Source organism: Pectobacterium carotovorum, assembly GCA_016415585.1.
Lineage (GTDB): Bacteria > Pseudomonadota > Gammaproteobacteria > Enterobacterales > Enterobacteriaceae > Pectobacterium > Pectobacterium carotovorum_K.
The window spans coordinates 1530680-1552497 of the sequence record CP066552.1; the positions used below are offsets into that span (position 1 = coordinate 1530680).

General features: G+C 51.1%; 20 protein-coding genes. 15 read left to right on the forward strand and 5 right to left on the reverse strand.

All coding sequences use genetic code 11. From position 1 onward, the window contains the following. The first annotated feature begins 93 nt into the window (after positions 1-93). The 11 genes from ndk to JFY74_06820 all read left to right on the forward strand — a co-directional run bounded on the left by ndk (position 94) and on the right by JFY74_06820 (position 11318). Positions 94-522, forward strand: coding sequence for a nucleoside-diphosphate kinase (gene ndk, locus JFY74_06770; GenBank protein ID QQG29737.1), 429 nt, complete (start codon positions 94-96; stop codon positions 520-522). Positions 523-802: 280 nt separating this feature from the next. Continuing rightward, positions 803-2020, forward strand: coding sequence for a bifunctional tRNA (adenosine(37)-C2)-methyltransferase TrmG/ribosomal RNA large subunit methyltransferase RlmN (gene trmG/rlmN / locus JFY74_06775; GenBank protein QQG30470.1), 1218 nt, complete (start codon positions 803-805; stop codon positions 2018-2020). A gap of 218 nt (positions 2021-2238) precedes the next feature. Beyond that, complete coding sequence (pilW, locus tag JFY74_06780) at positions 2239-2994, forward strand: type IV pilus biogenesis/stability protein PilW (protein ID QQG30471.1); 756 nt, start codon at positions 2239-2241, stop codon at positions 2992-2994. Then, positions 2984-3982, forward strand: a complete 999-nt coding sequence (gene rodZ / locus JFY74_06785) for a cytoskeleton protein RodZ (GenBank protein ID QQG29738.1) — start codon at positions 2984-2986, stop codon at positions 3980-3982. Before pilW ends, rodZ begins: the two co-directional genes overlap by 11 nt. 40 nt (positions 3983-4022) lie before the next feature. Then, the gene (gene ispG, locus JFY74_06790; GenBank protein ID QQG29739.1) at positions 4023-5144 is read left to right on the forward strand and encodes a flavodoxin-dependent (E)-4-hydroxy-3-methylbut-2-enyl-diphosphate synthase; all 1122 of its coding nucleotides are present in this window, start codon (positions 4023-4025) and stop codon (positions 5142-5144) included. Positions 5145-5281: 137 nt separating this feature from the next. Further along, positions 5282-6556, forward strand: coding sequence for a histidine--tRNA ligase (hisS, locus tag JFY74_06795; GenBank protein ID QQG29740.1), 1275 nt, complete (start codon positions 5282-5284; stop codon positions 6554-6556). A 13-nt stretch (positions 6557-6569) separates the two neighbouring features. Next, positions 6570-7190 carry a YfgM family protein gene (locus JFY74_06800; GenBank protein ID QQG29741.1) on the forward strand — a complete coding sequence of 207 codons (621 nt, stop codon included), beginning with the start codon at positions 6570-6572 and terminating at the stop codon, positions 7188-7190. 10 nt (positions 7191-7200) lie between these two features. After that, positions 7201-8382: an outer membrane protein assembly factor BamB gene (bamB, locus tag JFY74_06805; protein QQG29742.1), complete on the forward strand. Its 1182-nt coding sequence runs from the start codon at positions 7201-7203 to the stop codon at positions 8380-8382. Between the two features lie 142 nt (positions 8383-8524). Further along, positions 8525-10012 (forward strand): ribosome biogenesis GTPase Der, encoded by a 1488-nt coding sequence (gene der / locus JFY74_06810; protein ID QQG29743.1) that lies wholly within the window; start codon positions 8525-8527, stop codon positions 10010-10012. A gap of 73 nt (positions 10013-10085) precedes the next feature. Beyond that, the gene (locus tag JFY74_06815; protein QQG29744.1) at positions 10086-11045 is read left to right on the forward strand and encodes an AEC family transporter; all 960 of its coding nucleotides are present in this window, start codon (positions 10086-10088) and stop codon (positions 11043-11045) included. Positions 11046-11093: 48 nt separating this feature from the next. Continuing rightward, on the forward strand, positions 11094-11318 hold the full coding sequence (locus JFY74_06820; protein QQG29745.1) for a zinc ribbon domain-containing protein: 225 nt from the start codon (positions 11094-11096) through the stop codon (positions 11316-11318). An 8-nt stretch (positions 11319-11326) separates the two neighbouring features. Here JFY74_06820 and JFY74_06825 read toward each other — a convergent pair whose 3' ends face one another. From JFY74_06825 to xseA, 3 genes are all read right to left on the reverse strand, one after another. Next, positions 11327-11686, reverse strand: coding sequence for a hypothetical protein (locus tag JFY74_06825; GenBank protein QQG29746.1), 360 nt, complete (start codon positions 11684-11686; stop codon positions 11327-11329). After that, on the reverse strand, positions 11683-12726 hold the full coding sequence (locus JFY74_06830) for a peptidase M4 family protein (GenBank protein QQG29747.1): 1044 nt from the start codon (positions 12724-12726) through the stop codon (positions 11683-11685). Before JFY74_06830 ends, JFY74_06825 begins: the two co-directional genes overlap by 4 nt. Before the next feature lie 228 nt (positions 12727-12954). Further along, a complete protein-coding gene (gene xseA / locus JFY74_06835) occupies positions 12955-14349 on the reverse strand; it encodes an exodeoxyribonuclease VII large subunit (protein ID QQG29748.1) in 1395 nt (464 codons plus the stop codon). 171 nt (positions 14350-14520) lie between these two features. On the opposite strand from xseA, the gene guaB reads away from it, so the two are divergent. Together guaB and guaA are read left to right on the forward strand one after the other, a co-directional pair. Next, positions 14521-15987: an IMP dehydrogenase gene (guaB, locus tag JFY74_06840; GenBank protein ID QQG29749.1), complete on the forward strand. Its 1467-nt coding sequence runs from the start codon at positions 14521-14523 to the stop codon at positions 15985-15987. Between the two features lie 118 nt (positions 15988-16105). Then, complete coding sequence (gene guaA, locus JFY74_06845) at positions 16106-17683, forward strand: glutamine-hydrolyzing GMP synthase (GenBank protein ID QQG29750.1); 1578 nt, start codon at positions 16106-16108, stop codon at positions 17681-17683. 102 nt (positions 17684-17785) lie between these two features. Here guaA and JFY74_06850 read toward each other — a convergent pair whose 3' ends face one another. Continuing rightward, positions 17786-18124 (reverse strand): putative addiction module antidote protein, encoded by a 339-nt coding sequence (locus JFY74_06850; protein ID QQG29751.1) that lies wholly within the window; start codon positions 18122-18124, stop codon positions 17786-17788. Positions 18125-18128: 4 nt separating this feature from the next. After that, positions 18129-18455 carry a type II toxin-antitoxin system RelE/ParE family toxin gene (locus JFY74_06855; GenBank protein ID QQG30472.1) on the reverse strand — a complete coding sequence of 109 codons (327 nt, stop codon included), beginning with the start codon at positions 18453-18455 and terminating at the stop codon, positions 18129-18131. A gap of 392 nt (positions 18456-18847) precedes the next feature. Here JFY74_06855 and JFY74_06860 point away from each other — a divergent pair. Together JFY74_06860 and JFY74_06865 are read left to right on the forward strand one after the other, a co-directional pair. After that, positions 18848-20022 (forward strand): IS3 family transposase gene (locus tag JFY74_06860; GenBank protein ID QQG29752.1). Its coding sequence is split into 2 segments (ribosomal slippage): positions 18848-19106 and positions 19106-20022, totalling 1176 coding nucleotides; the frame shifts between segments, so codons are not numbered across the junction. A 421-nt stretch (positions 20023-20443) separates the two neighbouring features. Next, entirely contained in the window at positions 20444-20959 is a 516-nt protein-coding gene (locus JFY74_06865; GenBank protein QQG29753.1) for a hypothetical protein, read from the forward strand. Positions 20960-21818: the final 859 nt, after the last annotated feature.

Below are 21818 nucleotides of genomic sequence, written 5' to 3' on the forward strand. Positions count from 1 at the left end.
GCGGTTGCCGCCTGCCTGCAACTCGAATTATTTAGGGTTGATACAATTCTTATAATCCGGCTGTAATCTGACAGTTTAGTTAATGAGGTCAATATGACGATAGAACGTACCTTCTCCATCGTAAAACCTAATGCGGTTGCCAAGAATGCCATCGGTGCGATTTACGCACGCTTTGAAAGCGCAGGTTTTACCATTGTTGCGGCTAAAATGCTGCGTCTGAGCCGTGAGCAAGCGGAAGGTTTTTACGCTGAGCATAAAGGCAAGCCGTTCTTTGATGGCCTGGTCGAATTCATGATGTCTGGCCCGATCATGGTGCAGGTGCTGGAAAGTGAAAACGCCGTCCAACGTAACCGTGACATCATGGGTGCCACTAACCCAGCAAACGCATTGGCGGGAACGCTGCGTGCTGATTACGCGGACAGCTTCACGGCGAACGCGGTACACGGTTCTGATTCTATCGAATCTGCTCAGCGTGAAATCGCTTATTTCTTCAGCGATGACGAAATCTGCGCGCGCGCGTAATGTTGCGTGTGATAAACAGGTTAGCGCGTGTGATGTTGCTTCTTTTTCGTTGCGTTAGTGTGCAGTGTCGAAGTAATGACACAGAAAAAAAGCGGTGATGGTGGCTTACCTGTTTTAAACTTTGTACAATGCTGCGCCCCGGATGAGCCTGCACTTATCCGGGGCGTTTCTTTGGTCATAACCATCGAATTCAACCTTCTTTTTAGCGCCATAACGTGTAATAACGAGGCCAGGATTGACAATGTCTAAGCAAATCGCGTCTGAAACCGTCGTGTCTGAAATGACGGCATCTAACACTACCGCATCTAAAACTACCGTATCCGAGCAAACCGTGTCCGAATTCTCTCCGGCGTCCGCTGATGCCTCTCAATCCGTCAAAGCCAGTGCGGAAAAAATCAACCTGTTGGATCTTAACCGCCAGCAAATGCGTGACCTCTTCATGTCGATGGGAGAGAAACCGTTCCGCGCCGATCAGGTTATGAAGTGGATTTATCACTACTGCTGTGATGACTTCAACCAGATGACGGATATTAACAAAGTTTTCCGCAGCAAATTGCAGGAGATCGCTGAAATTCGCGCCCCTGAAGTGGTGGACGAGCAGCGCTCTTCCGATGGCACCATCAAGTGGGCGATTCTGGTGGGCGGTCAACGGGTTGAAACGGTTTATATTCCAGAAGAAGATCGCGCCACGCTGTGTGTGTCGTCTCAGGTAGGCTGTGCGCTGGAGTGCAAATTCTGTTCAACGGCGCAGCAGGGCTTTAACCGTAACCTGCGCGTATCGGAGATCATCGGTCAGGTGTGGCGTGCGGCGAAGATTATCGGTGCGTTTAAAGTTACCGGCCAGCGTCCAATCACCAACGTTGTGATGATGGGAATGGGCGAACCGCTGCTGAACCTGACTAACGTGGTGCCAGCGATGGAAATCATGCTGGATGACTTCGGCTTTGGTTTATCCAAGCGCCGTGTGACGCTGTCCACGTCAGGCGTGGTGCCTGCGTTGGATAAACTGGGCGATATGATCGATGTTGCGCTGGCGATTTCTCTGCATGCGCCGACTGACGACATCCGCAACGAAATCATGCCGATCAACAAAAAGTACAATATCGAGACGTTCCTGAGCGCGGTACGTCGCTATCTGGAGAAATCCAATGCGAATCAGGGACGTGTTACCGTTGAGTATGTGATGTTGGATCATATCAATGACGGCACCGAACACGCGCATCAACTGGCTGAGTGCCTGAAAGATACGCCGTGCAAGATCAACCTGATTCCGTGGAACCCGTTCCCTGGCGCGCCGTATGGCCGCAGCTCAAACAGCCGCGTTGACCGTTTCTCCAAGGTACTGATGGAGTATGGTTTCACGACGATCGTACGTAAAACCCGTGGGGATGATATTGATGCTGCCTGCGGTCAGTTGGCGGGGGAAGTCGTAGACAGAACCAAACGTACGCTGAAGAAGAAAATGGCCGGTGAACCTATCACGGTGAAAGCGGTCTGATAGCAAATGGTCGCGGGTTAACGTAGAAGCGCTAACCCGACGTCATCCGCTGGGCTAATTTGCAGGGCAAAAGTAGGCAAATTGCGAGGTGCGCCGCGTTGTTGTCAGGTTTGACTGCCACCCTGTTCATATTCAGGTAACCTCTTTGGCTAGGACGACAAGGCGAGGGAACAGGGATGGCAAAGCCACTATCACAGGGATTTTCTTTAGTGCAGGGAATGTCTTTATCACAGGGAACGTATTGGCTGAGTGGCCTGTTCGCGCTGCTGTTGCTGGTGGGGTGTGTGAAATCGCCTCAGGAGACGACAAATCCAGCGGTCGCCCAAACCCGCTTGCAGTTAGGGTTGACCTATCTGGCGCACAATAATCTGGATGCGGCTCGGCAGAATCTTGAGAAGGCGGTAGCGATTGCTCCGCAGGATTATCGAACACAATTGGGGATGGCGCTTTACGAGCAGCGGATAGGTGAAAACCGTCTGGCTGAACAGCGTTATCAGCATGTGTTGAACATGGCGCCGGAAAATGGCAGCGTCATGAATAATTACGGTGCGTTTCTGTGTAGTTTAGGGCAGTATGTAGCGGCTCAGCGACAGTTTAGTGCGGCTGCACAACTTCCTGATTACAGTCAGGTTGCTGATGCGTTGGAAAATGCGGGATACTGCTTTTTCAATGCCGGACAGACTGAAGACGCGCGCAATTTATTAAGTCGGGCGCTGAAGTATGACCCGACGAAAGGCAGTGCCTTGCTGGCGGAAGCAAACCAACAGTTTGCTGCCGGGAAAAATGAGCAAGCGCGGCTGCTGCTTGATGTTTATCAGCATATTCTTCCGGCCAGTGCCGAAAGCTTATGGTTACAGATTCGTTTCGCCGCGTTAGCGGGCCATGATGGCGATAAAGAACGTTATGGCAACGTGCTGGCGCGAAGTTTTCCACAATCTAAACAGTACCAGCATTTCTTAGCTAATGAATACTGAAGCCACCCAAGATACAACAGAAGCAAAACTACCTGGCGAACGTCTGCGTGAGGCGCGTGAACGCCTTGGGCTAACTCAGCAAACTATTGCTGAGCGTTTGTGCCTTAAAATCACCACCGTTCGCGATATTGAAGACGGTACGACGCCTGCCGATTTAGCGCCGACTTTTCTGCGCGGCTATATCCGTTCTTATGCCAAGCTGGTTCATTTACCCGAAGATGAACTGCTTCCCTCTGTGGATAAGCAGGCCATACCTAAAACGATCTCAGTTTCGCCGATGCAGAGTTTTTCGCTGAAAAAAAGCCGCAAAAAGCGTGATGGCTGGTTGATGACAATCACCTGGCTGGTTGTGCTGGTTGTTCTGGGGCTAACGGGCGCATGGTGGTGGCAAAACCATCAGGCTCAGCAGGCGGAAATCAACAGCATGGTCGATCATGCCAGCTCGATACAGGCACAAACGGAAGGGCAGTCCGTTCCGCTAATGGACAACGGCACCGCGCAGGAAATAGAGACACCGGGTTCTGCTCCGGCTCCGGCTTCTACGCCAGTCGACCTTTCTGCCACTGGAACAGAGACACCTTCAACACCTTCTTCTGTTTCTACACCGTCTGCTGCACCGTCCAGCCAATCACCTTCACTCGCGAACGCCGCACAGCCACAAACTGCGGGTAATGTTCTGCTGGGGGCTGGGGCTGTCGCACCCGCTGCGGGTACGGTAGCGGAAGCTAATTCCGTCTCTGCGGCTCATGCATTGGTGATGACTTTCACGGCCGATTGCTGGCTGGAAGTCACGGATGCCAGCGGTAAGAAACTGTTCAGCGGCATGCAGCGCAATGGTGGCACACTGAACCTTGATGGTCAGTCACCCTATAAACTTAAAATTGGTGCGCCTGCTGCGGTACAAATTCAATTTCAAGGCAAGCCAGTCGATTTAAGCCGATTCGTGCGCAGCAGTCAGGTTGCACGCCTGACGCTAACGGCCGAATAACGTGTTGTTTAAGTAAGACTGCAATGTTGGAGATGAAGTAATGCATAACGCTGCACCCATAACCCGTCGAAAATCAACACGGATTTACGTCGGCAAGGTGCCTGTTGGTGATGGCGCACCGATTGCGGTGCAATCTATGACCAACACCCGAACCACCGACGTTGAAGCTACCGTCAACCAAATCAGAGCACTGGAACGCGTTGGCGTCGATATCGTCCGCGTTTCTGTGCCAACAATGGACGCGGCCGAAGCCTTTAAGCTTATCAAACAGCAGGTGAATGTCCCGCTCGTCGCCGACATTCATTTTGACTACCGCATTGCGCTGAAAGTCGCAGAATACGGCGTCGACTGTCTGCGCATCAACCCCGGCAATATTGGTAATGAAGAGCGTATTCGCTCGGTTGTCGACTGTGCGCGTTACAATAATATCCCGATCCGCATTGGCGTTAACGGCGGTTCGCTGGAAAAAGATTTGCAGGAAAAATACGGTGAACCAACGCCGGAAGCGCTGCTGGAATCAGCGATGCGCCATGTCGATATTCTTGACCGCCTGAACTTCGATCAGTTTAAAGTCAGCGTCAAAGCTTCGGATGTTTTTCTCGCGGTGCAATCCTATCGTCTGCTGGCTGCGCGTATCGATCAGCCGTTGCACCTCGGCATCACCGAAGCGGGTGGTGCACGTAGCGGTGCGGTGAAGTCGGCTATCGGCCTCGGTCTGCTGCTGTCTGAAGGTATTGGCGACACGCTGCGCATCTCGCTGGCGGCCGATCCGGTTGAAGAAGTGAAAGTTGGCTTCGATATCCTGAAGTCACTGCGCATTCGTGCGCGCGGAATTAACTTCATTGCTTGCCCGACCTGCTCTCGCCAGGAATTTGACGTGATTGGTACGGTGAACGCACTGGAACAACGGCTGGAAGATCTTATCACGCCGATGGATGTCTCGATTATTGGCTGTGTGGTGAATGGCCCCGGTGAAGCGCTGGTGTCGACCATTGGCGTCACGGGTGGACACAATAAGAGCGGCTTCTATGAAGACGGCGTGCGGCAGAGAGAGCGCTTCGATAACGAACAGATGATCGATCAGTTAGAAGCCAAGATCCGCGCGAAAGCCTCCATGATGGACGAAAATCAGCGTATTACCGTCAATCTGGTAGATAAGTAACTCTGACGGCGTGACGGTCTGCCGTCACCCGCCTAATTCACGATTCCTGAACCCGATGGGGAGGCCCCGCATTGAAGATGCGACGACAATCCCTCTATAATCGGGTTTATTTTTTGAAAAACGCATAGAGAACTGACGTGGCAAAAAATATTCAAGCCATCCGTGGCATGAACGATTACCTGCCAGCCGAAACGGCATTGTGGCAGCGTATTGAAAACAGCCTGAAACAGGTGCTCAGCGGCTACGGCTATAATGAAATTCGTTTGCCGATTGTCGAGCAAACGCCGCTGTTTAAGCGCGCTATTGGCGAAGTGACCGATGTCGTCGAAAAAGAGATGTATACCTTTGACGATCGCAATGGCGATAGCCTGACTCTGCGCCCGGAAGGGACGGCAGGCTGCGTCCGCGCCGGTATTGAGCACGGTATTCTCTATAATCAGGAACAGCGGCTGTGGTATGTCGGCCCAATGTTCCGCTACGAGCGTCCGCAGAAAGGGCGCTATCGTCAGTTCCATCAGTTGGGCTGTGAAGTGTTTGGTCTGCAAGGGCCGGATATTGATGCCGAACTGATCCTGATGACGGCCCGCTGGTGGCGTGTGCTGGGCATCGCCGATCATGTGAAGCTGGAACTGAACTCGATTGGTTCATTAGACGCGCGTGCGCGCTATCGCGAAGCGCTGGTGGCGTTCCTCGAACAGCATAAAGATCAGCTGGATGAAGACTGCCTGCGTCGGATGTACACCAACCCGCTGCGCGTTCTGGATACGAAAAATCCGCAGATTCAGGTGTTGCTGAATGACGCCCCGGTGCTGACGGACTACCTGGATGACGAATCGCGTGCACACTTTGAAGCGCTGGGTGAACTTTTAACGCAGTCCGGTATCCCATATACCGTTAATCCACGTCTGGTCCGCGGTTTGGATTACTATAACCGCACCGTATTTGAGTGGGTGACGACCAGTCTGGGCGCGCAGGGCACGGTCTGTGCCGGTGGGCGTTATGATGGTATGGTGGAACAACTGGGCGGGCACGCGACGCCAGCGGTTGGTTTTGCAATGGGTCTGGAACGTCTGGTTCTGCTGGTGCAGTCTGTGAACTCGGATTTCAAAGCACAGCCGAATGTGGATGTTTATCTGATTTCTTCCGGTACAGGAACGCAGGTTGCCGCGATGCAACTGGCGGAGAAATTACGTGACGCGCTGCCGCAGTTGAAACTGATGACCAACTACGGTGGCGGCAACTTTAAGAAGCAATTTGCCCGTGCTGATAAATGGGGCGCACGCGTCGCATTGGTATTAGGCGAAAATGAAGTGGCGGCCGGTCAGGTTGTGGTTAAAAACCTGAGCAATGGCGAGCAGGATACATTGGCACAGGCCGACGTCGCATCGCGGCTGGCAACGTTACTGGATTGAGGAGAGAGACACCGTGGAAGTCTATACCACAGAGAATGAACAGGTTGATGCACTACGTCGTTTCCTCGCGGAGAACGGAAAGGCGTTAGTTGTCGGTGTTGTGCTAGGCGTTGGCGCACTGGTTGGCTGGCGTTTCTGGCAAAGCCACCAAAATGACAGCGTGATGGCGGCATCTGCATCTTATCAGCAGGTGACGGAGCAATTGGCCGAAGGCAAAGCCGACGCGATTACGGCAACCGAGAAATTTACGGCTGAGAATAAGAATACCTATGGCGCGCTGGCTTCTCTGGAACTGGCTCGTCATTACGTTGATCAGAAAGATTTTGCTAAAGCAGCACAGCAGCTGGTACAGGCGCAGTCGCAGACTAAAGATGCCGACCTGCTGGCCGTGGTGAATCTGCGTCTGGCGCGAGTTCAGCTACAGGAAAACAAAGCGGATGACGCGCTGAAAACGTTGGATGCCATCAAGCTGGAAGGCTGGGCATCACAGGCTGCGGAAGTGCGTGGTGATATTCTGGTGAGCAAAGGGGATAATCAGGCTGCGCGTGATGCCTACAACAAAGGGTTGTCTTCCAATCCATCGCAGGCACAGCAAGCGTTACTGCGTATGAAACTGAATAACCTGTCCAGCTAAGAGGAATTCCATGCAATTGCGTAAAACACTTTTGGTAGGACTGGTTTCTGTTGCCCTGCTGAGCGGATGCTCGCTATTTAACAGCGAAGAAGATGTTGTCACTATGTCTCCACTGCCGCAGGTGGAAAACCAGTTCACGCCAACCAAGGTGTGGAACAGCTCGGTTGGGAGTGGTATTGGCGAGTTTTATTCCAATCTTCACCCCGCATGGCAGGATAACCACGTTTTTGCGGCCGATCGTCGTGGTACCGTAAAAGCGATGGATCTGAGTGACGGCAAAGAAATTTGGCGCGCGGATCTGTCAGAGAAGACCAATTTCTTCTCCCGCAATAATCCAGCGCTGCTGTCTGGCGGCGTAACGGTTTCTGGTAACCATGTCTATGTCGGCAGCGAAAGGGCGCAGGTCTATGCGCTGAATGCGGAAGATGGTGCGCCGGTATGGCAGACTAAAGTGGCTGGTGAAGCGTTGTCTCGCCCTGTCGTCAGTGACGGCGTGGTGCTGATTCACACCAGCAACGGCATGTTGCAGGCATTGAATGAAGCGGATGGCGCAATCAAGTGGAGCGTCAATCTGGATATGCCGACGCTGTCTCTGCGCGGCGAATCTGCCCCGACAACCGCATTTGGTGCGGCGATTGTGGGTGGTGATAACGGCCGTGTGAACGCCGTGATGATCAATCAGGGCCAGCTCATTTGGCAACAGCGTATTTCACAGCCGAGTGGCGCCACTGAAATCGATCGTCTGAACGACGTCGACACCACGCCAGTAGTAGCGGGCGAAGTGGTTTATGCGCTGGGTTATAATGGCAACATGACCGCGCTGGATCTGCGTTCTGGTCAGGTTCTGTGGAAGCGTGAACTGGGTTCAGTGCATGATTTCATCATTGACGGCGACCGCATCTATCTGGTCGATCAGGACGATCGCGTTGTTGCGTTGAACACCAACGGCGGCGTGAGCCTGTGGCGTCAAAGCGATCTGTTGCATCGCAACTTAACGGCTCCGGCGCTGTATAATGGCTATTTGGTTGTCGGCGATACTGAAGGATATCTGCACTGGCTGAATACGGCGGATGGTCGCTTCGTGGCGCAGCAAAAAGTGGATAGCTCGGGCTTCCTGAGCAAACCTGTGGTTGCCAGCGACAAGCTGCTGATTCAGGCGAAAAACGGTGATGTCTACGCGTTCACTCGCTAAGTAACCGTATTGATTTGGAGCACGGCATTTTTGGGTGTGCTCGTATAACGGCTCCTGACACTATCAGGGGCCGTTTCGTCTTTTTATCGTCAGCGAGTATTTCGCTGTAACGTATTGAAATATAAGTAATGAGGTTGTAACAATGATACCTGTCGTCGCGCTGGTCGGGCGCCCGAATGTGGGGAAATCCACGCTATTTAACCGCTTAACGCGCACCCGTGATGCATTAGTGGCGGATTTCCCTGGGCTGACTCGTGACCGCAAGTATGGTCGTGCAGAAGTGGAAGGGCATGAATTTATTATCGTCGATACCGGTGGTATTGATGGTACCGAAGACGGCGTGGAAACGCGCATGGCGGGCCAATCGCTGGTCGCGATTGAAGAAGCGGATATCGTGCTGTTCATGGTGGATGCACGTGCGGGGCTGATGCCTGCGGATGAAGGCATTGCTAAACATTTGCGCAGCCGCGAAAAGACGACCGTGCTGGTCGCTAACAAAACCGATGGCCTTGACCCGGATATGGTCACGGCGGATTTCTACTCGCTCGGAATGGGCGAAGTGTACGCGATCGCAGCGTCTCATGGCCGTGGTGTAACGTCGCTGCTGGAAACGGTTCTGCTGCCGTTTGTGCAGGATGAAACAGAAGAGCCGGCCGAGCTAACCGAAGAAGAAGAGAACGCGGCTTACTGGGCAGCGTTAGAAGCGGAAGAGCAGGCCAGCGAAGAAGAAGCAGAGGACGATTTTAATCCTGAAGATTTGCCGATCAAACTGGCGATTGTCGGGCGTCCGAATGTGGGCAAATCCACGCTGACTAACCGTATTTTGGGTGAAGAGCGCGTAGTGGTGTTCGACATGCCCGGTACGACGCGTGACAGTATCTACATCCCGATGGTGCGTGACGAACGTGAATACGTTCTGATTGATACCGCTGGGGTGCGTAAGCGTGGCAAAGTAACGGAAACGGTAGAAAAATTTTCTGTTATCAAGACATTGCAGGCGATTGAAGATGCCAACGTAGTGCTGCTGGTTATTGATGCGCGCGAAGGCATTTCCGATCAGGATCTCTCGCTATTGGGCTTTATCCTCAATAGTGGGCGCTCACTGGTGATTGTGGTGAACAAGTGGGATGGCATGTCGCAGGAAGCGCGTGAGCAGGTGAAAGAGACGCTGGATATGCGCCTAGGCTTTATCGATTTTGCCCGCATTCACTTTATTTCTGCGCTACACGGTAGCGGCGTGGGTAACCTGTTTGAGTCGGTAACCGAAGCCTATTCGTGCGCGACTCGTCGCGTCAGTACGGCGATGTTGACCCGTATCATGCAAATGGCATCAGACGATCACCAGCCGCCGCTGGTGCGCGGTCGCCGCGTGAAGCTGAAATATGCGCACGCCGGTGGTTATAACCCGCCGATTGTGGTGATCCACGGGAATCAGGTGAAAGACCTGCCGGATTCCTACAAGCGCTACCTGATGAACTACTATCGTCGTTCGCTGGAAGTGATGGGTACGCCGATTCGTATTCAGTTTAAAGAAGGGGAAAACCCCTTTGCGGACAAGCGCAACACGCTGACGCCAAACCAGCTACGCAAGCGTAAGCGGCTGATGTCGCATCTTAAAAAAAGTAAGTGATTTATTAACGGGGCGAATAGCGATATTCGCCCCGTTTTATCAGAGAAGAAACCAATAATAACCAAGGAAAGCCATGTCCTGGGAAACCTGGAGTTTTGCGTTCAACGTTACGATGCCTAATGTACTGATGTTGTTGCTTGGTATCGTGTTACGCAAACTCAATCTGCTTAATGATGCGTTTTGCGATACCGCCATGCGGCTTGTATTCAATCTTTCTCTTCCCTGTCTGCTGTTTTTTAGCGTTGCAGGCAACCACCAATCTTTCGCAAGCCAGTGGCCGCTGGTGGTTTATGGAACGATAGGAACATTAGCGACATTTCTGTTACTGGAAATCGCGGCGGTGCGCTTAGTTAAAGACCCAAAGGAACGTGGTATTTTTGTACAAGGCGGGTTCCGTTCTAATACGGGTGTGATGGGGTTGGCTTTTGCGATGAGTGCTTATGGCGATGAAGGTGTCGCTATCGGTTCTCTGTATCTGATGGTGACGGTGATTATGTTCAACGCGCTGTCTGTTATTACGTTAACACGCAGTTTGCAGCGGCAATCCCCTGAACAGAGGGTCCCTGCCAGTCAGTTGTTGCGCGGCATTGTAACGAACCCGCTGATTATTGGTCTGCTTCTTGGTGCTGCATATGGGCAGAGTCAGCTGCCAATGCCGAGTGTGATTAAACAAACTGGCGGCTTTATTTCCTCAATGGCGCTGCCTTTGGCGCTGTTATGTGCAGGGGCGAGTCTGGAATGGCGTAGTATGTTTCGTTCATCCAATGTTGCTGTGCTGTCTTCCATTGCGAAAATACTCGTTGTGCCAGGATTACTCACGTTGGGTGGGTGGCTTGTTGGTTTTCGCGGTGTTGAATTGGGCATTATTTTTCTGTTTTCCGCGACGCCGACCGCATCAGGCAGCTATGCGATGACACGAGCGATGGGGGGAAATGCGACGCTGGCGGCGAATATTATTGGGTTGACGACGGTTGGTGCGTTTTTCATGATTGCCATTGGGCTATATGTATTGCGCGCGCTCGATGTTGTTTAATTCCTGATAGCAGCGAGTTAGCCATTGATAACAGAAACGGGGAAAAAGATGGATGCGCTTTGTCCTGATTGTCACCACGCGATGATGTGGCAGCCTGACGGTTCGTTCCTGTGTGAGGGTTGCCAGCAGGATTATCTGCGTGAGGCTGCGTGCCCTGAATGTAAGCACTCGCTTCAGGAACTGAAAGCCTGTGGTGCGGTGGATTATTTTTGTCAGCAGCACGGGATGATTTCCAAACGGCGAGTCGCATTCAGCTACGCGCCTGCCGATTAAATTCATTATTACTTAATCAATGGTGACTCCTGTACGCCGTTGCGCCACAGCTCGGTCAGCTCCGGTGGCGCGCGGTCTTCGGGGATCAGCAGAATGATATCGGTATATTGATTCTGCTGCGGTTGGCAGTAGCTGATGTGGATGCGGTAATAGAACTGGTCGCCACGTCCTGGGCCATCAGGTTCACCGGGTTCGCGAGCCTGAGGCGCGGCATTACGGATCGCGTTACAAATCCGCTCCCGTTCGGATGGCGGTACGCTGGCGAGCGCGAAACGTCGTGGCCCCGCCAGCTTGGGGATAAAGGCGAATCCCCCTTCACGCGCTAGCTCAATGATGGCATCGTCGTTGAGCTCCGGCAGCGTTTTCATAAGAACTCCTGCCGTACCTCCACCCCGACTGTTTCCCACGACTGCATGACGATATCGGCAACGGTGTGGTTAAAACGTTGAGTGGCATGTTGAATGGTGTGGCGCGCGAAAATTTCGAAATCCGCATTTTGCGGCAGCGTTTTATCACACAGCGTGTCGTACCAGATGCGGCCGGCTTTTTCCCATGAATGGCCGCCCAGCGCGATGGCTGTAAGATAGAATGCCCGGTTGGGAATGCCTGAATTCAAGTGTACGCCGCCGTTGTCTTCACGCGTGTTCACATACTCGTTCATGTGAGAGGGCTGGGGGTCGATACCGAGCAGCTCATCATCATACGCCGTGCCCGGATGAGACATTGACCGCAGCCCCATGCCGTGAATACCCTCGGCCAGAAGCTTGTCACCGATAAGCCAATCGGCCTGCTCAGCGGTTTGCCCCAAATGATACTGCTTGACCATGGAGCCAAAGACATCGGACAGCGATTCATTGAGCGCACCGGACTGGCGGAAATAAATTAGCCCTGCTTCATTTTCGGTGATGCCGTGAGTGAGTTCATGTGCGACCACATCAAGCGCAATCGTGAAGCGATTAAAGATTTTGCCGTCGCCATCTCCAAACATCATCTGCTGCCCGTTCCAGAAGGCATTCTGGTAATCCTGACCGTAATGGACTGTGCCAGCCAGCGGTAGTCCCTCTGCATCCAGCGAGTTACGTTGAAAAATCTTCCAGAAGAAGTCGTAAGTGACGTCCAGATAGTTATAGGCCTCATCGACGGCGATATCGCCGTTGCTGGGTTGGCCTTCAGCGCGCACCAGCTTGCCGGGCAGCTGTTGTTGCTGTTCGGCATCATGAATGCTGCGATTTGCCTGCCCAGCGGGTAATTTCTCATGGGGTTCCGGGCGCGGATTGTGGCTGACCATTAATGACTGAACGTGCATCAGCGTCTGTTGCGCGCAGTGGCGCTGCTCGTCTGTGCCGTTTGCGATAATACGATGCAAAATGTAAGGGGGGATCACACTACAAATCGGTCTGGACTTCATACCTCATCTCCTTGAAAACGCTCATCAGGGGTAACACAGACGATCAACAAAGCTCACTGTCTTTATCCACTTCCTTTCACCACGTGGAGGCTGGTAACCCATGCAGTGAAAACGGTGAATATAAGTTAGTGAGCTGGGAATGAGTATAGTTCAGATGTCGGGGGCAAGAATGGGGGATCGCCGTTGTTTTAGGACAAATCCCCATTCACGCATTTTATGCCGATCGCGTTATTTTGGCGTCCGGGATGAGGTTTTTCGCTGCTTTTTCGCGGAATCTGGATTCGGAACCAATGTTGTGACCTGGCTTTCCACCCAGCCGTCCTGCAAGCGGGTTTTCAGTGTTTCACCGGGGGTGATTTGTGCGACGTTTTTCAGCACCTTACCGTCCGGGGCGGTGGTGACGTTATAGCCGCGCGCCAGCGTCGCCAGCGGACTAACGCCTTCCAGTCGCGAACAGGCGATACCTAGCTTCTGCTTGTTCTGATTCAACTGACGTTCTACTGCGCTTTGCATCTGATAGCTAAGCTGCTGCAAACGCTGCTGCGCACGATGGATCCGGGTCTGCGGCTGCTGCTGCATCAGACGCTGTTGTAAGCGTTCACTTCGGCGCGAGGTCTGCCGTAGCTGCTGCTGCATAGCATCATCCAGCCGCTGACGCAGTTTAACCAGCTGTGCCTGCTGACGCGTCAGCCGCAGCTGCGGATGCTGCTGCTGTAAGCGGTGGTGCAGACGGGTAAAGTCCCGATTGCGCTGGGCAAGGTAATAATCCATCGCCATTTCCAGCCGCTGACGCTGGGACTGTATCTGGCGCAATAGCTCAAGTTGGTTACGACTTACTAACTCGGCAGCGGCGGACGGCGTGGGTGCGCGCAGGTCACCGACGAAATCGGCGATGGTGACATCGGTTTCATGGCCGACGGCGCTGACGATAGGAATGCGGCTGGCGAAAATCGCGCGGGCGACCCGTTCGTCATTAAAGCTCCAGAGATCTTCCAGCGAGCCACCGCCGCGCCCGACGATTAACACATCACACTCATCCCGCTGGTTAGCCAGCTCAATCGCGCGAACAATCTGTAGCGGTGCTTCCGCACCTTGCACCGACGTGGGATACACGATCACCGGCAGCGACGGATCGCGGCGCTGTAACACCTGCAAGATATCGTGCAGGGCGGCACCGCTGGCTGACGTAATCACGCCGACCTGTTTGGCGGGAGAGGGAAGCACTTGCTTAAACTGTTGGTCGAACAGCCCTTCGGCGGCGAGACGGTGCTTGAGCTGTTCAAACTGCTGCTGTAGCAGGCCATCACCAGCGGGCTGCATGCTTTCCGCCAGTAGCTGATAGTCGCCACGGGGTTCATACAACGTAATGCTCGCCCGAATCAGCACTTGCTGACCGTTTTGCGGGCGGAACGTCACTTTGCGGTTGCTGGTACGGAACATCGCGCAGCGTACCTGTGCACGTTCGTCTTTTAGCGTGAAATACCAGTGGCCGGATGAGGGCTGAGAGAGGTTGGAGATTTCGCCGGAGAGCCAAATCTGGCCCATTTCCATTTCCAACAGTTGTCTGACCGTCTGATTCAGGCGGCTAACGGTAAAAATTGCAGAGGAGGGAAATTGAGACATTGTGAGCCAGATCAAATTTTAAAACAGTCACTTAATTGATCGATACTACCTACCTGAAAAAGGTAATCAAGCATTTTAGTAAAATAATGCTGGAGGCAACCGATTACGCCCTGTAGAATGCCACGGCAATATTTTATCTATTCTTACATCCACCTTGGTGAGATATTGCCCATGCTACGTATCGCTAAAGAAGCACTGACGTTTGACGACGTCCTCCTGGTTCCCGCTCATTCTACTGTTCTGCCTAATACTGCCGATCTGTCCACGCAGTTGACGAAAAACATTCGCCTGAATATCCCTATGCTGTCCGCAGCGATGGATACCGTTACCGAATCCGGCCTGGCCATTGCGCTGGCGCAGGAAGGCGGTCTGGGCTTTATTCACAAAAATATGTCCATTGAGCGTCAGGCTGAAGAAGTTAGCCGCGTGAAAAAACACGAAAGTGGCGTTGTGGTTGATCCACAAACGGTAACGCCAGAAACCACACTGCGTGAAATGAAAGAGCTGACCGAGCGCAACGGCTTCGCTGGCTATCCTGTTGTGGCAAAAGACAACGAACTGGTCGGTATCATCACCGGTCGTGACGTGCGTTTTGTTACCGATTTGGAAAAACCGGTTAGCGCGTTCATGACGCCGAAAGAGCGTCTGGTCACGGTCAAAGAAGGCGAAGCGCGTGATGTCGTGCTGCAAAAAATGCACGAAAAACGCGTTGAAAAAGCGCTGGTGATTGACGACCAATTCCACCTGATCGGCATGATCACGGTAAAAGATTTCCAGAAAGCAGAACGTAAACCGAACGCGTGTAAAGACGAACACGGTCGTCTGCGCGTAGGCGCAGCGGTTGGTGCGGGTGCAGGTAACGAAGAGCGTGTTGATGCGCTGGTTGCCGCAGGCGTTGACGTCCTGCTGATCGACTCCTCACACGGCCATTCCGAAGGTGTATTGCAGCGTATTCGTGAAACGCGCGCTAAATACCCGAACCTTGAAATCATCGGCGGTAACGTTGCGACAGGCTCTGGTGCGAAAGCGCTGGTCGAAGCGGGCGTGAGCGCAGTGAAAGTCGGTATCGGCCCCGGCTCTATCTGTACGACCCGTATCGTGACGGGCGTGGGCGTACCGCAGATTACGGCTATCTCTGATGCGGTTGAAGCGCTGGAAGGCACTGGCATTCCGGTCATCGCCGATGGTGGTATCCGCTTCTCCGGCGACATCGCTAAAGCCATCGCAGCAGGTGCAGCCTGTGTCATGGTCGGTTCTATGCTGGCGGGTACGGAAGAATCCCCGGGCGAAATCGAACTGTATCAAGGCCGTTCATTCAAATCTTATCGCGGCATGGGTTCACTGGGCGCAATGTCCAAAGGCTCATCAGACCGTTACTTCCAGACCGATAACGCCGCCGACAAACTGGTGCCTGAAGGTATCGAAGGCCGCGTAGCCTATAAAGGCCGCCTGAAAGAGATCGTTCACCAGCAGATGGGCGGCTTGCGCTCCTGCATGGGCCTGACCGGTTGCGCCACTATCGACGCACTGCGCACGCAGGCTGAGTTTGTACGCATCAGCGGCGCGGGCATTCAGGAAAGCCACGTTCACGACGTTACCATTACTAAAGAGTCACCGAACTACCGTATGGGTTCATAAGGTGATTTAACGCAATAAACCCTGTACTATTTTGCGCCGCTCCGCCTTTGCATAAGGCAGAGCGGTTAGCTGGGTTTACTTTTCGCTTTTGTCTTTTGCTTTTTGGAACATGCTCCTCATGACTCAAAACATTCATCAACACCGCATTCTTATTCTGGATTTCGGCTCACAGTACACGCAGCTGGTTGCACGTCGCGTGCGTGAACTGGGCGTTTACTGTGAACTGTGGGCATGGGATGTCACGGAAGCACAGATTCGTGGGTTTAATCCGAACGGGATCATCCTGTCCGGCGGCCCGGAAAGCACCACCGAGTTTGGCAGCCCGCGTGCGCCAGAATACGTTTTCAATGCTGGCGTACCGGTATTAGGCGTGTGTTATGGCATGCAGACGATGGCGATGCAGTTGGGTGGCCACGTTGAAGGTTCCAACGAGCGTGAGTTTGGTTATGCGCAGGTAGAAGTGAAAACGGATAGCGCACTGGTGCGTGATATTCAGGATGCGTTGAGCGCCGCTGGCGCACCGCTGCTGGATGTCTGGATGAGCCACGGCGATAAAGTAACGGCGATCCCAGAAGGGTTTGAAACCGTTGCCAGCACCGATACCTGCCCGTTTGCCATTATGGCTAACGAAGAGAAGCGTTTTTACGGCGTGCAGTTCCACCCGGAAGTGACGCACACCCGTCAGGGCCAGCGCATGCTGGAGCGTTTTGTTCTTGATATCTGCCAGTGTGAAGCGTTGTGGACGCCAGCCAAGATTATCGACGATGCAGTGAACCGTATTCGTGAGCAGGTAGGCAACGATCACGTGATTTTGGGTCTGTCTGGCGGCGTGGATTCTTCTGTTACTGCGATGCTGCTGCACCGTGCGATTGGCGATCGTCTGACCTGTGTGTTTGTCGATAACGGCCTGCTGCGTCTGAACGAAGCCGATCAAGTTCTGGAAATGTTCGGCGATCAGTTCGGTCTGAACATTGTTCACGTGGCTGCGGAAGAGCGCTTCCTGAGCGAACTGGCGGGTGAAGATGAGCCAGAAGCCAAGCGTAAAATTATTGGTCGCGTGTTCGTTGAAGTGTTCGATGAAGAAGCCAGCAAGCAAGAAGAAGTGAAATGGCTGGCGCAAGGCACCATCTACCCAGACGTGATCGAATCCGCGGCTTCTGCTACTGGCAAAGCGCACGTGATCAAGTCACACCACAACGTAGGTGGCCTGCCTAAAGAGATGAAGCTGGGTCTGGTTGAGCCGCTGAAAGAGCTGTTCAAAGACGAAGTGCGCAAGATCGGTCTGGAACTGGGGCTGCCGTACAACATGCTGTACCGTCACCCGTTCCCGGGCCCAGGTTTGGGCGTGCGTGTGCTGGGGGAAGTGAAGAAAGAATACTGCGACCTGCTGCGTCGTGCGGATGCGATCTTCATCGAAGAGCTGCACAAAGCCGACCTGTACAACAAGGTTAGCCAGGCATTCACCGTCTTCCTACCGGTTCGTTCCGTGGGCGTGATGGGCGATGGCCGTAAATACGATTGGGTTGTCGCGCTGCGCGCGGTAGAAACCATCGACTTTATGACCGCGCACTGGGCACACCTACCATACGACTTCCTCGGTCGCGTCTCCAACCGCATCATCAACGAAGTCGACGGTATCTCCCGTGTTGTTTACGACGTATCGGGCAAGCCACCAGCGACGATTGAGTGGGAATAAGCCTGCGTCTGAAATAGCGTTGTGCTAAACAGCAAAAAATATCTAAACCCGCGTAACTGCGGGTTTTTTACGTCTGACTGCGTGATTAGGCTACTGATATTTTTAATTATTGTGGGTATGGGTTATAAGCCGAACGCCTGCAGCTCTGGTGATTTCGGTGAGCGTCGTCAGCGTTGGATTGCCATTTTCAGACAGTGTTCTGTATAACTGTTGACGAGACAGTCCCGATTTTTTGGCTATTTCGCCCACTCCACCACGCGCTTCAACAACACGGCGTAATGCTGTCAGGAATGCAGCGATGCCACCTTCCTCATAAATATCCTCTAGTGCTGTCTGGAGGTATATTTCTGCGTATTCAGGATTTTCTCGTAGTTCCGCAACCATTGCATCATCGTGGCTAATGGCTTTTTCGAATTTAGTTGATTGAGTGATGATTGCCATGATATTACCTCTTTTGATAATCCCGCCAGTATTGCACCGCTTTATCTAAATCTTTGCTTTGGCTTGATTTATCGCCACCGGTGAAGAGCAAAATCATCTTATCGCCTTCTATCGCGTAATACACTCGATAGCCTGGACCATAATCAACTCTGAGCTCCCAGACACCGTCTCTTTCAAATTTATGGTCGCCGAAATTTCCCTTTTCTGCGCGATCTATTCGGATATCTATTTTTGACGCAGCGCGAGGATCTTTCTTGCGTAGTTTCTGTATCCATTCAGTGTAAGGGACTTTACCGTCACTGCATTGGTAACGTTTTACTGCATACAAGATAGCGTCCTCGCAAGTCCTTAGTCCTTTTTATGTTTGTAACTTAAAAACGACAATCTTGCAAGGATGCCTTCGAGCGTATTGGTGCATCAGGTTTTGGAACTAAGTTTTTTATTTACGAACAGGGAAGGTTTCGTGCGTAATAGATAATGAATTGCTTTGTTGCACAAGCGCGCCTTGTCGGGCGTGTGATGAAATAACAGAGAAATACGGCGGTTATCACGCACGAAATTTTTGTATCTACTTGCATAAATAGATAGTCAGAATCATAACGCTCGTCTAACACTTTAAATGTGTGACTCATCGTCCGTGGTTTTACAAGTGTAGTGGCATAGTGAATTTGGCCACCTGAATAGAGGTGATATCATCACCTCATAGTCAAAACAGGTGACATTATGACCGGACGTAACAGACGCAATTTTAGCCCCGAGTTTCGCCTCGAGACTGCCCCGCTTGTACTCGATCAGCATTACACCGTTGCCGCCGCTGCCACTGCGATGAATGTCGGCAAATCCACGATGGATAAATGGGTTCGACAACTGAAAGAAGTGCGAGCGGGAAAATCACCCATAGCTTCACCCATGACACCTGAGCAGATTGAGATACGTGAGTTGAAGAAAAGACTTCAACGCGTTGAAATGGAAAGGGATATATTAAAAAAGGCTACCGCGCTCTTGATGTCAGACTCCCTGAACAATTCTCATTAGTTGAGAAACTCAGGGCGCGGTTTCCTGTTGCCGTTGTGTGCAACGTGTTTGGGGTTCATCGCAGCAGTTATAAATACTGGCGGCAGCCCAGGAAGCCTGACGCCACGAGAGTGGCATTACTGAGCCTTGTGCGTGAAGTTTATCGCGAAAGTAACGGTTCAGCAGGAGCGCGAAGCATTGCCGCAATGGTCACCACCAAAGGTATAAAACTGAGCCGCTGGCGGGCAACAAAGCTGATGAAAGCGCTCAATATTATCAGCTGTCAGCAACCTGGCCATCGTTATAAGAAGGCGTCTAAGGAACACATTGAGATCCCTAATTATCTGGATCGCCAGTTTGCTGTTACCGAGCCTAATCAGGCCTGGTGTGGTGATGTGACTTATATCTGGACGGGAAAACACTGGGCTTATCTGGCTGTTGTACTCGATTTGTTTTCCCGTAAACCGGTTGGCTGGGCGATGTCATTTTTCCCTGATTCCGCACTGACAGGTAAAGCCCTGTCGATGGCCTGGGAAGCACGGGGAAAACCGGCTAATTTACTTTATCATTCGGATCAAGGCAGTCACTATACCAGCAGGAATTTCAGACAGTTACTGTGGAGATATCAGATAAAGCAAAGCCTGAGTCGCCGGGGAAATTGCTGGGATAACAGCCCAATGGAACGGTTCTTCAGAAGCCTGAAAACAGAGTGGGTACCGGATAATGGCTACGCGAATTTTAGCGAAGCCAGCACGGCAATAACGAATTACATCACAGGATATTACAGCCAGCTCAGACCTCATCAATATAATGGTGGTTTGACGCCGAATGAATCAGAACGATTGTTCTGGAAAAACTCTAAAGCTGTGGCCAGTTTTTGTTGACCACTACAAGCCGAAATACTCTTGAACGTCGAACTCCTTCGCTAAGTATGTATAAGTAGCAATACGTGAAGGTACTGACGGCAGTAAAACCGATGCTGCCTCTTAGGGTTCTGACCATGATGGTAAGATATTATCATTTTACGTAGATTATTTTAATCGGAAATTTATTCTATTGCTATCGGGTTTTTTTCATATTGATAATTTTTATTTTTTGTGAAGTAAATGTATTTTCTATAATTTCATCATAAATTTTTTTTATAAATTAGTGAGCTAATTTTTATTTATTTTTAATAAGGTGTGTTGACAGATTTGTTTTTAATTACTTTAATTAGTTTGACTCTAATTTGTTTTATTTGAGTTTTTATATAATCTTTATAATTATTCAATTCATTAACTATTTGTTGAAAATAAATGAGGTGTTATGATGAATCTATTACGTTCAAGTATTCTAGTTGGGGCAATGCTAGCTATGCCGTTGACATATGCATTAGAAAATGGTGTTCGCGACATGAGTAACAGTAGTTTGGTGAGTAACACCTTGCTGCATTCTGGAGAGAATCAAAATACGAAGACTAATTTGGGGTCGTCACAATACGGTCCGACCTTAATTTCTGACAAAAAAGAAACTGATTACTCAGTGGTTTATCAAATAGAAAATGGTGTTGAAATCACTGCAAAAAATTTAAGTGATTTATTTAAGACTTATGATTTAGTAGTGATAAATTTGCGAGATGGGCAGTTGGTGCCAGCAATTCATACACCTGTTCCATCTGGATATTCATCACAAAAATCAATTAATATTAATAATATTTCCTCTCCTTCGGCTACACCCGTTGAATTGTATGTGAATGGTGAGATGACATTAGTGAAACCCAACAGAGGAGCCTATGTTTTCTCTGGTAATGGTGTATGGATTGTATCTGGATTACAGCCGTAGAGAATTTTTAATAGAATGATGTTTTCATTTTCATCAATAAAAGAGAGATTTTTCAATGTGGTTATTGGCAATTCTCTCTTTTTTTCAGTAAAAACGTCGAATATTAAATAGTGACGATTTAAATTGATGTGCATATGGTTGCTTAGTTTTTTGGGGAGAGAGTGTTCAATTCGTAGAATTTATATTTATTAATAAATTCACCGATGGTTTTTTATCGCAACAAGCGGTAGTATGCTACTGCAAGCACATCCATTTTAGTTCTACATACTTTTTGAGATATCTAGGTTTCGATCTTTTCCCAATATTGGTGCTAAATAATTTTGCGCATTGATGCTTCACTTCTCATTGTGCGAGTCCAGTGCTGGCGGGGTGTTGCCGTCAGCAAGTGTAGCGCTATTATGCAAAGCTATTTAGCGTGCTCAATACCTGCGGGTCGTTGTCTTTCACTAAAGCTGTCAGCGTGGTTAATGCGTGAGTATCCTGCTACGTTAGGTGTTCGTAGAGCGCATCTATCTTGCCATTTGCCTGACTGATGGATATCGCCGATAGGCCAATCAGTGTGGCAATAAAGGTTTTCCTTATCATCGATTTTATTTCCTTAATTCATTCCCTGAGTGACTAGCAATGTGTACCAAAGATGCCAATTAAAGCGGTGGTTTATCGTAAGCCGTGTCTTTTAGAGTCATCGCTCTAATCATTATCCTCATTATCCAACGCGATCTGTTGATTATTCCTCAAGCAGATGCAGAGCTTAAGTGAGCAACTGTGCCGATTGCCTAATAACTAAATGCTACCGATCAGCAACATGAGCGAAGGGTTCAGTACCAGAAAAAGCTGAAATTTTAGCATTGGTAACGTT

Bases quoted from the DNA above. Each gene is read 5' to 3' on its own strand.
- JFY74_06825 (QQG29746.1), bottom strand. From the start codon at position 11,686: ATGAAAACGCTGCCGGAGCTCAACGACGATGCCATCATTGAGCTAGCG.
- trmG/rlmN (QQG30470.1), top strand. From the start codon at position 803: ATGACGGCATCTAACACTACCGCATCTAAAACTACCGTATCCGAGCAA.
- ispG (QQG29739.1), top strand. From the start codon at position 4,023: ATGCATAACGCTGCACCCATAACCCGTCGAAAATCAACACGGATTTAC.
- JFY74_06820 (QQG29745.1), top strand. From the start codon at position 11,094: ATGGATGCGCTTTGTCCTGATTGTCACCACGCGATGATGTGGCAGCCT.
- JFY74_06830 (QQG29747.1), bottom strand. From the start codon at position 12,726: ATGAAGTCCAGACCGATTTGTAGTGTGATCCCCCCTTACATTTTGCAT.
- guaA (QQG29750.1), top strand. From the start codon at position 16,106: ATGACTCAAAACATTCATCAACACCGCATTCTTATTCTGGATTTCGGC.
- JFY74_06815 (QQG29744.1), top strand. From the start codon at position 10,086: ATGTCCTGGGAAACCTGGAGTTTTGCGTTCAACGTTACGATGCCTAAT.
- JFY74_06865 (QQG29753.1), top strand. From the start codon at position 20,444: ATGATGAATCTATTACGTTCAAGTATTCTAGTTGGGGCAATGCTAGCT.
- pilW (QQG30471.1), top strand. From the start codon at position 2,239: ATGTCTTTATCACAGGGAACGTATTGGCTGAGTGGCCTGTTCGCGCTG.
- der (QQG29743.1), top strand. From the start codon at position 8,525: ATGATACCTGTCGTCGCGCTGGTCGGGCGCCCGAATGTGGGGAAATCC.
- bamB (QQG29742.1), top strand. From the start codon at position 7,201: ATGCAATTGCGTAAAACACTTTTGGTAGGACTGGTTTCTGTTGCCCTG.
- xseA (QQG29748.1), bottom strand. From the start codon at position 14,349: ATGTCTCAATTTCCCTCCTCTGCAATTTTTACCGTTAGCCGCCTGAAT.
- guaB (QQG29749.1), top strand. From the start codon at position 14,521: ATGCTACGTATCGCTAAAGAAGCACTGACGTTTGACGACGTCCTCCTG.
- rodZ (QQG29738.1), top strand. From the start codon at position 2,984: ATGAATACTGAAGCCACCCAAGATACAACAGAAGCAAAACTACCTGGC.
- ndk (QQG29737.1), top strand. From the start codon at position 94: ATGACGATAGAACGTACCTTCTCCATCGTAAAACCTAATGCGGTTGCC.
- JFY74_06850 (QQG29751.1), bottom strand. From the start codon at position 18,124: ATGGCAATCATCACTCAATCAACTAAATTCGAAAAAGCCATTAGCCAC.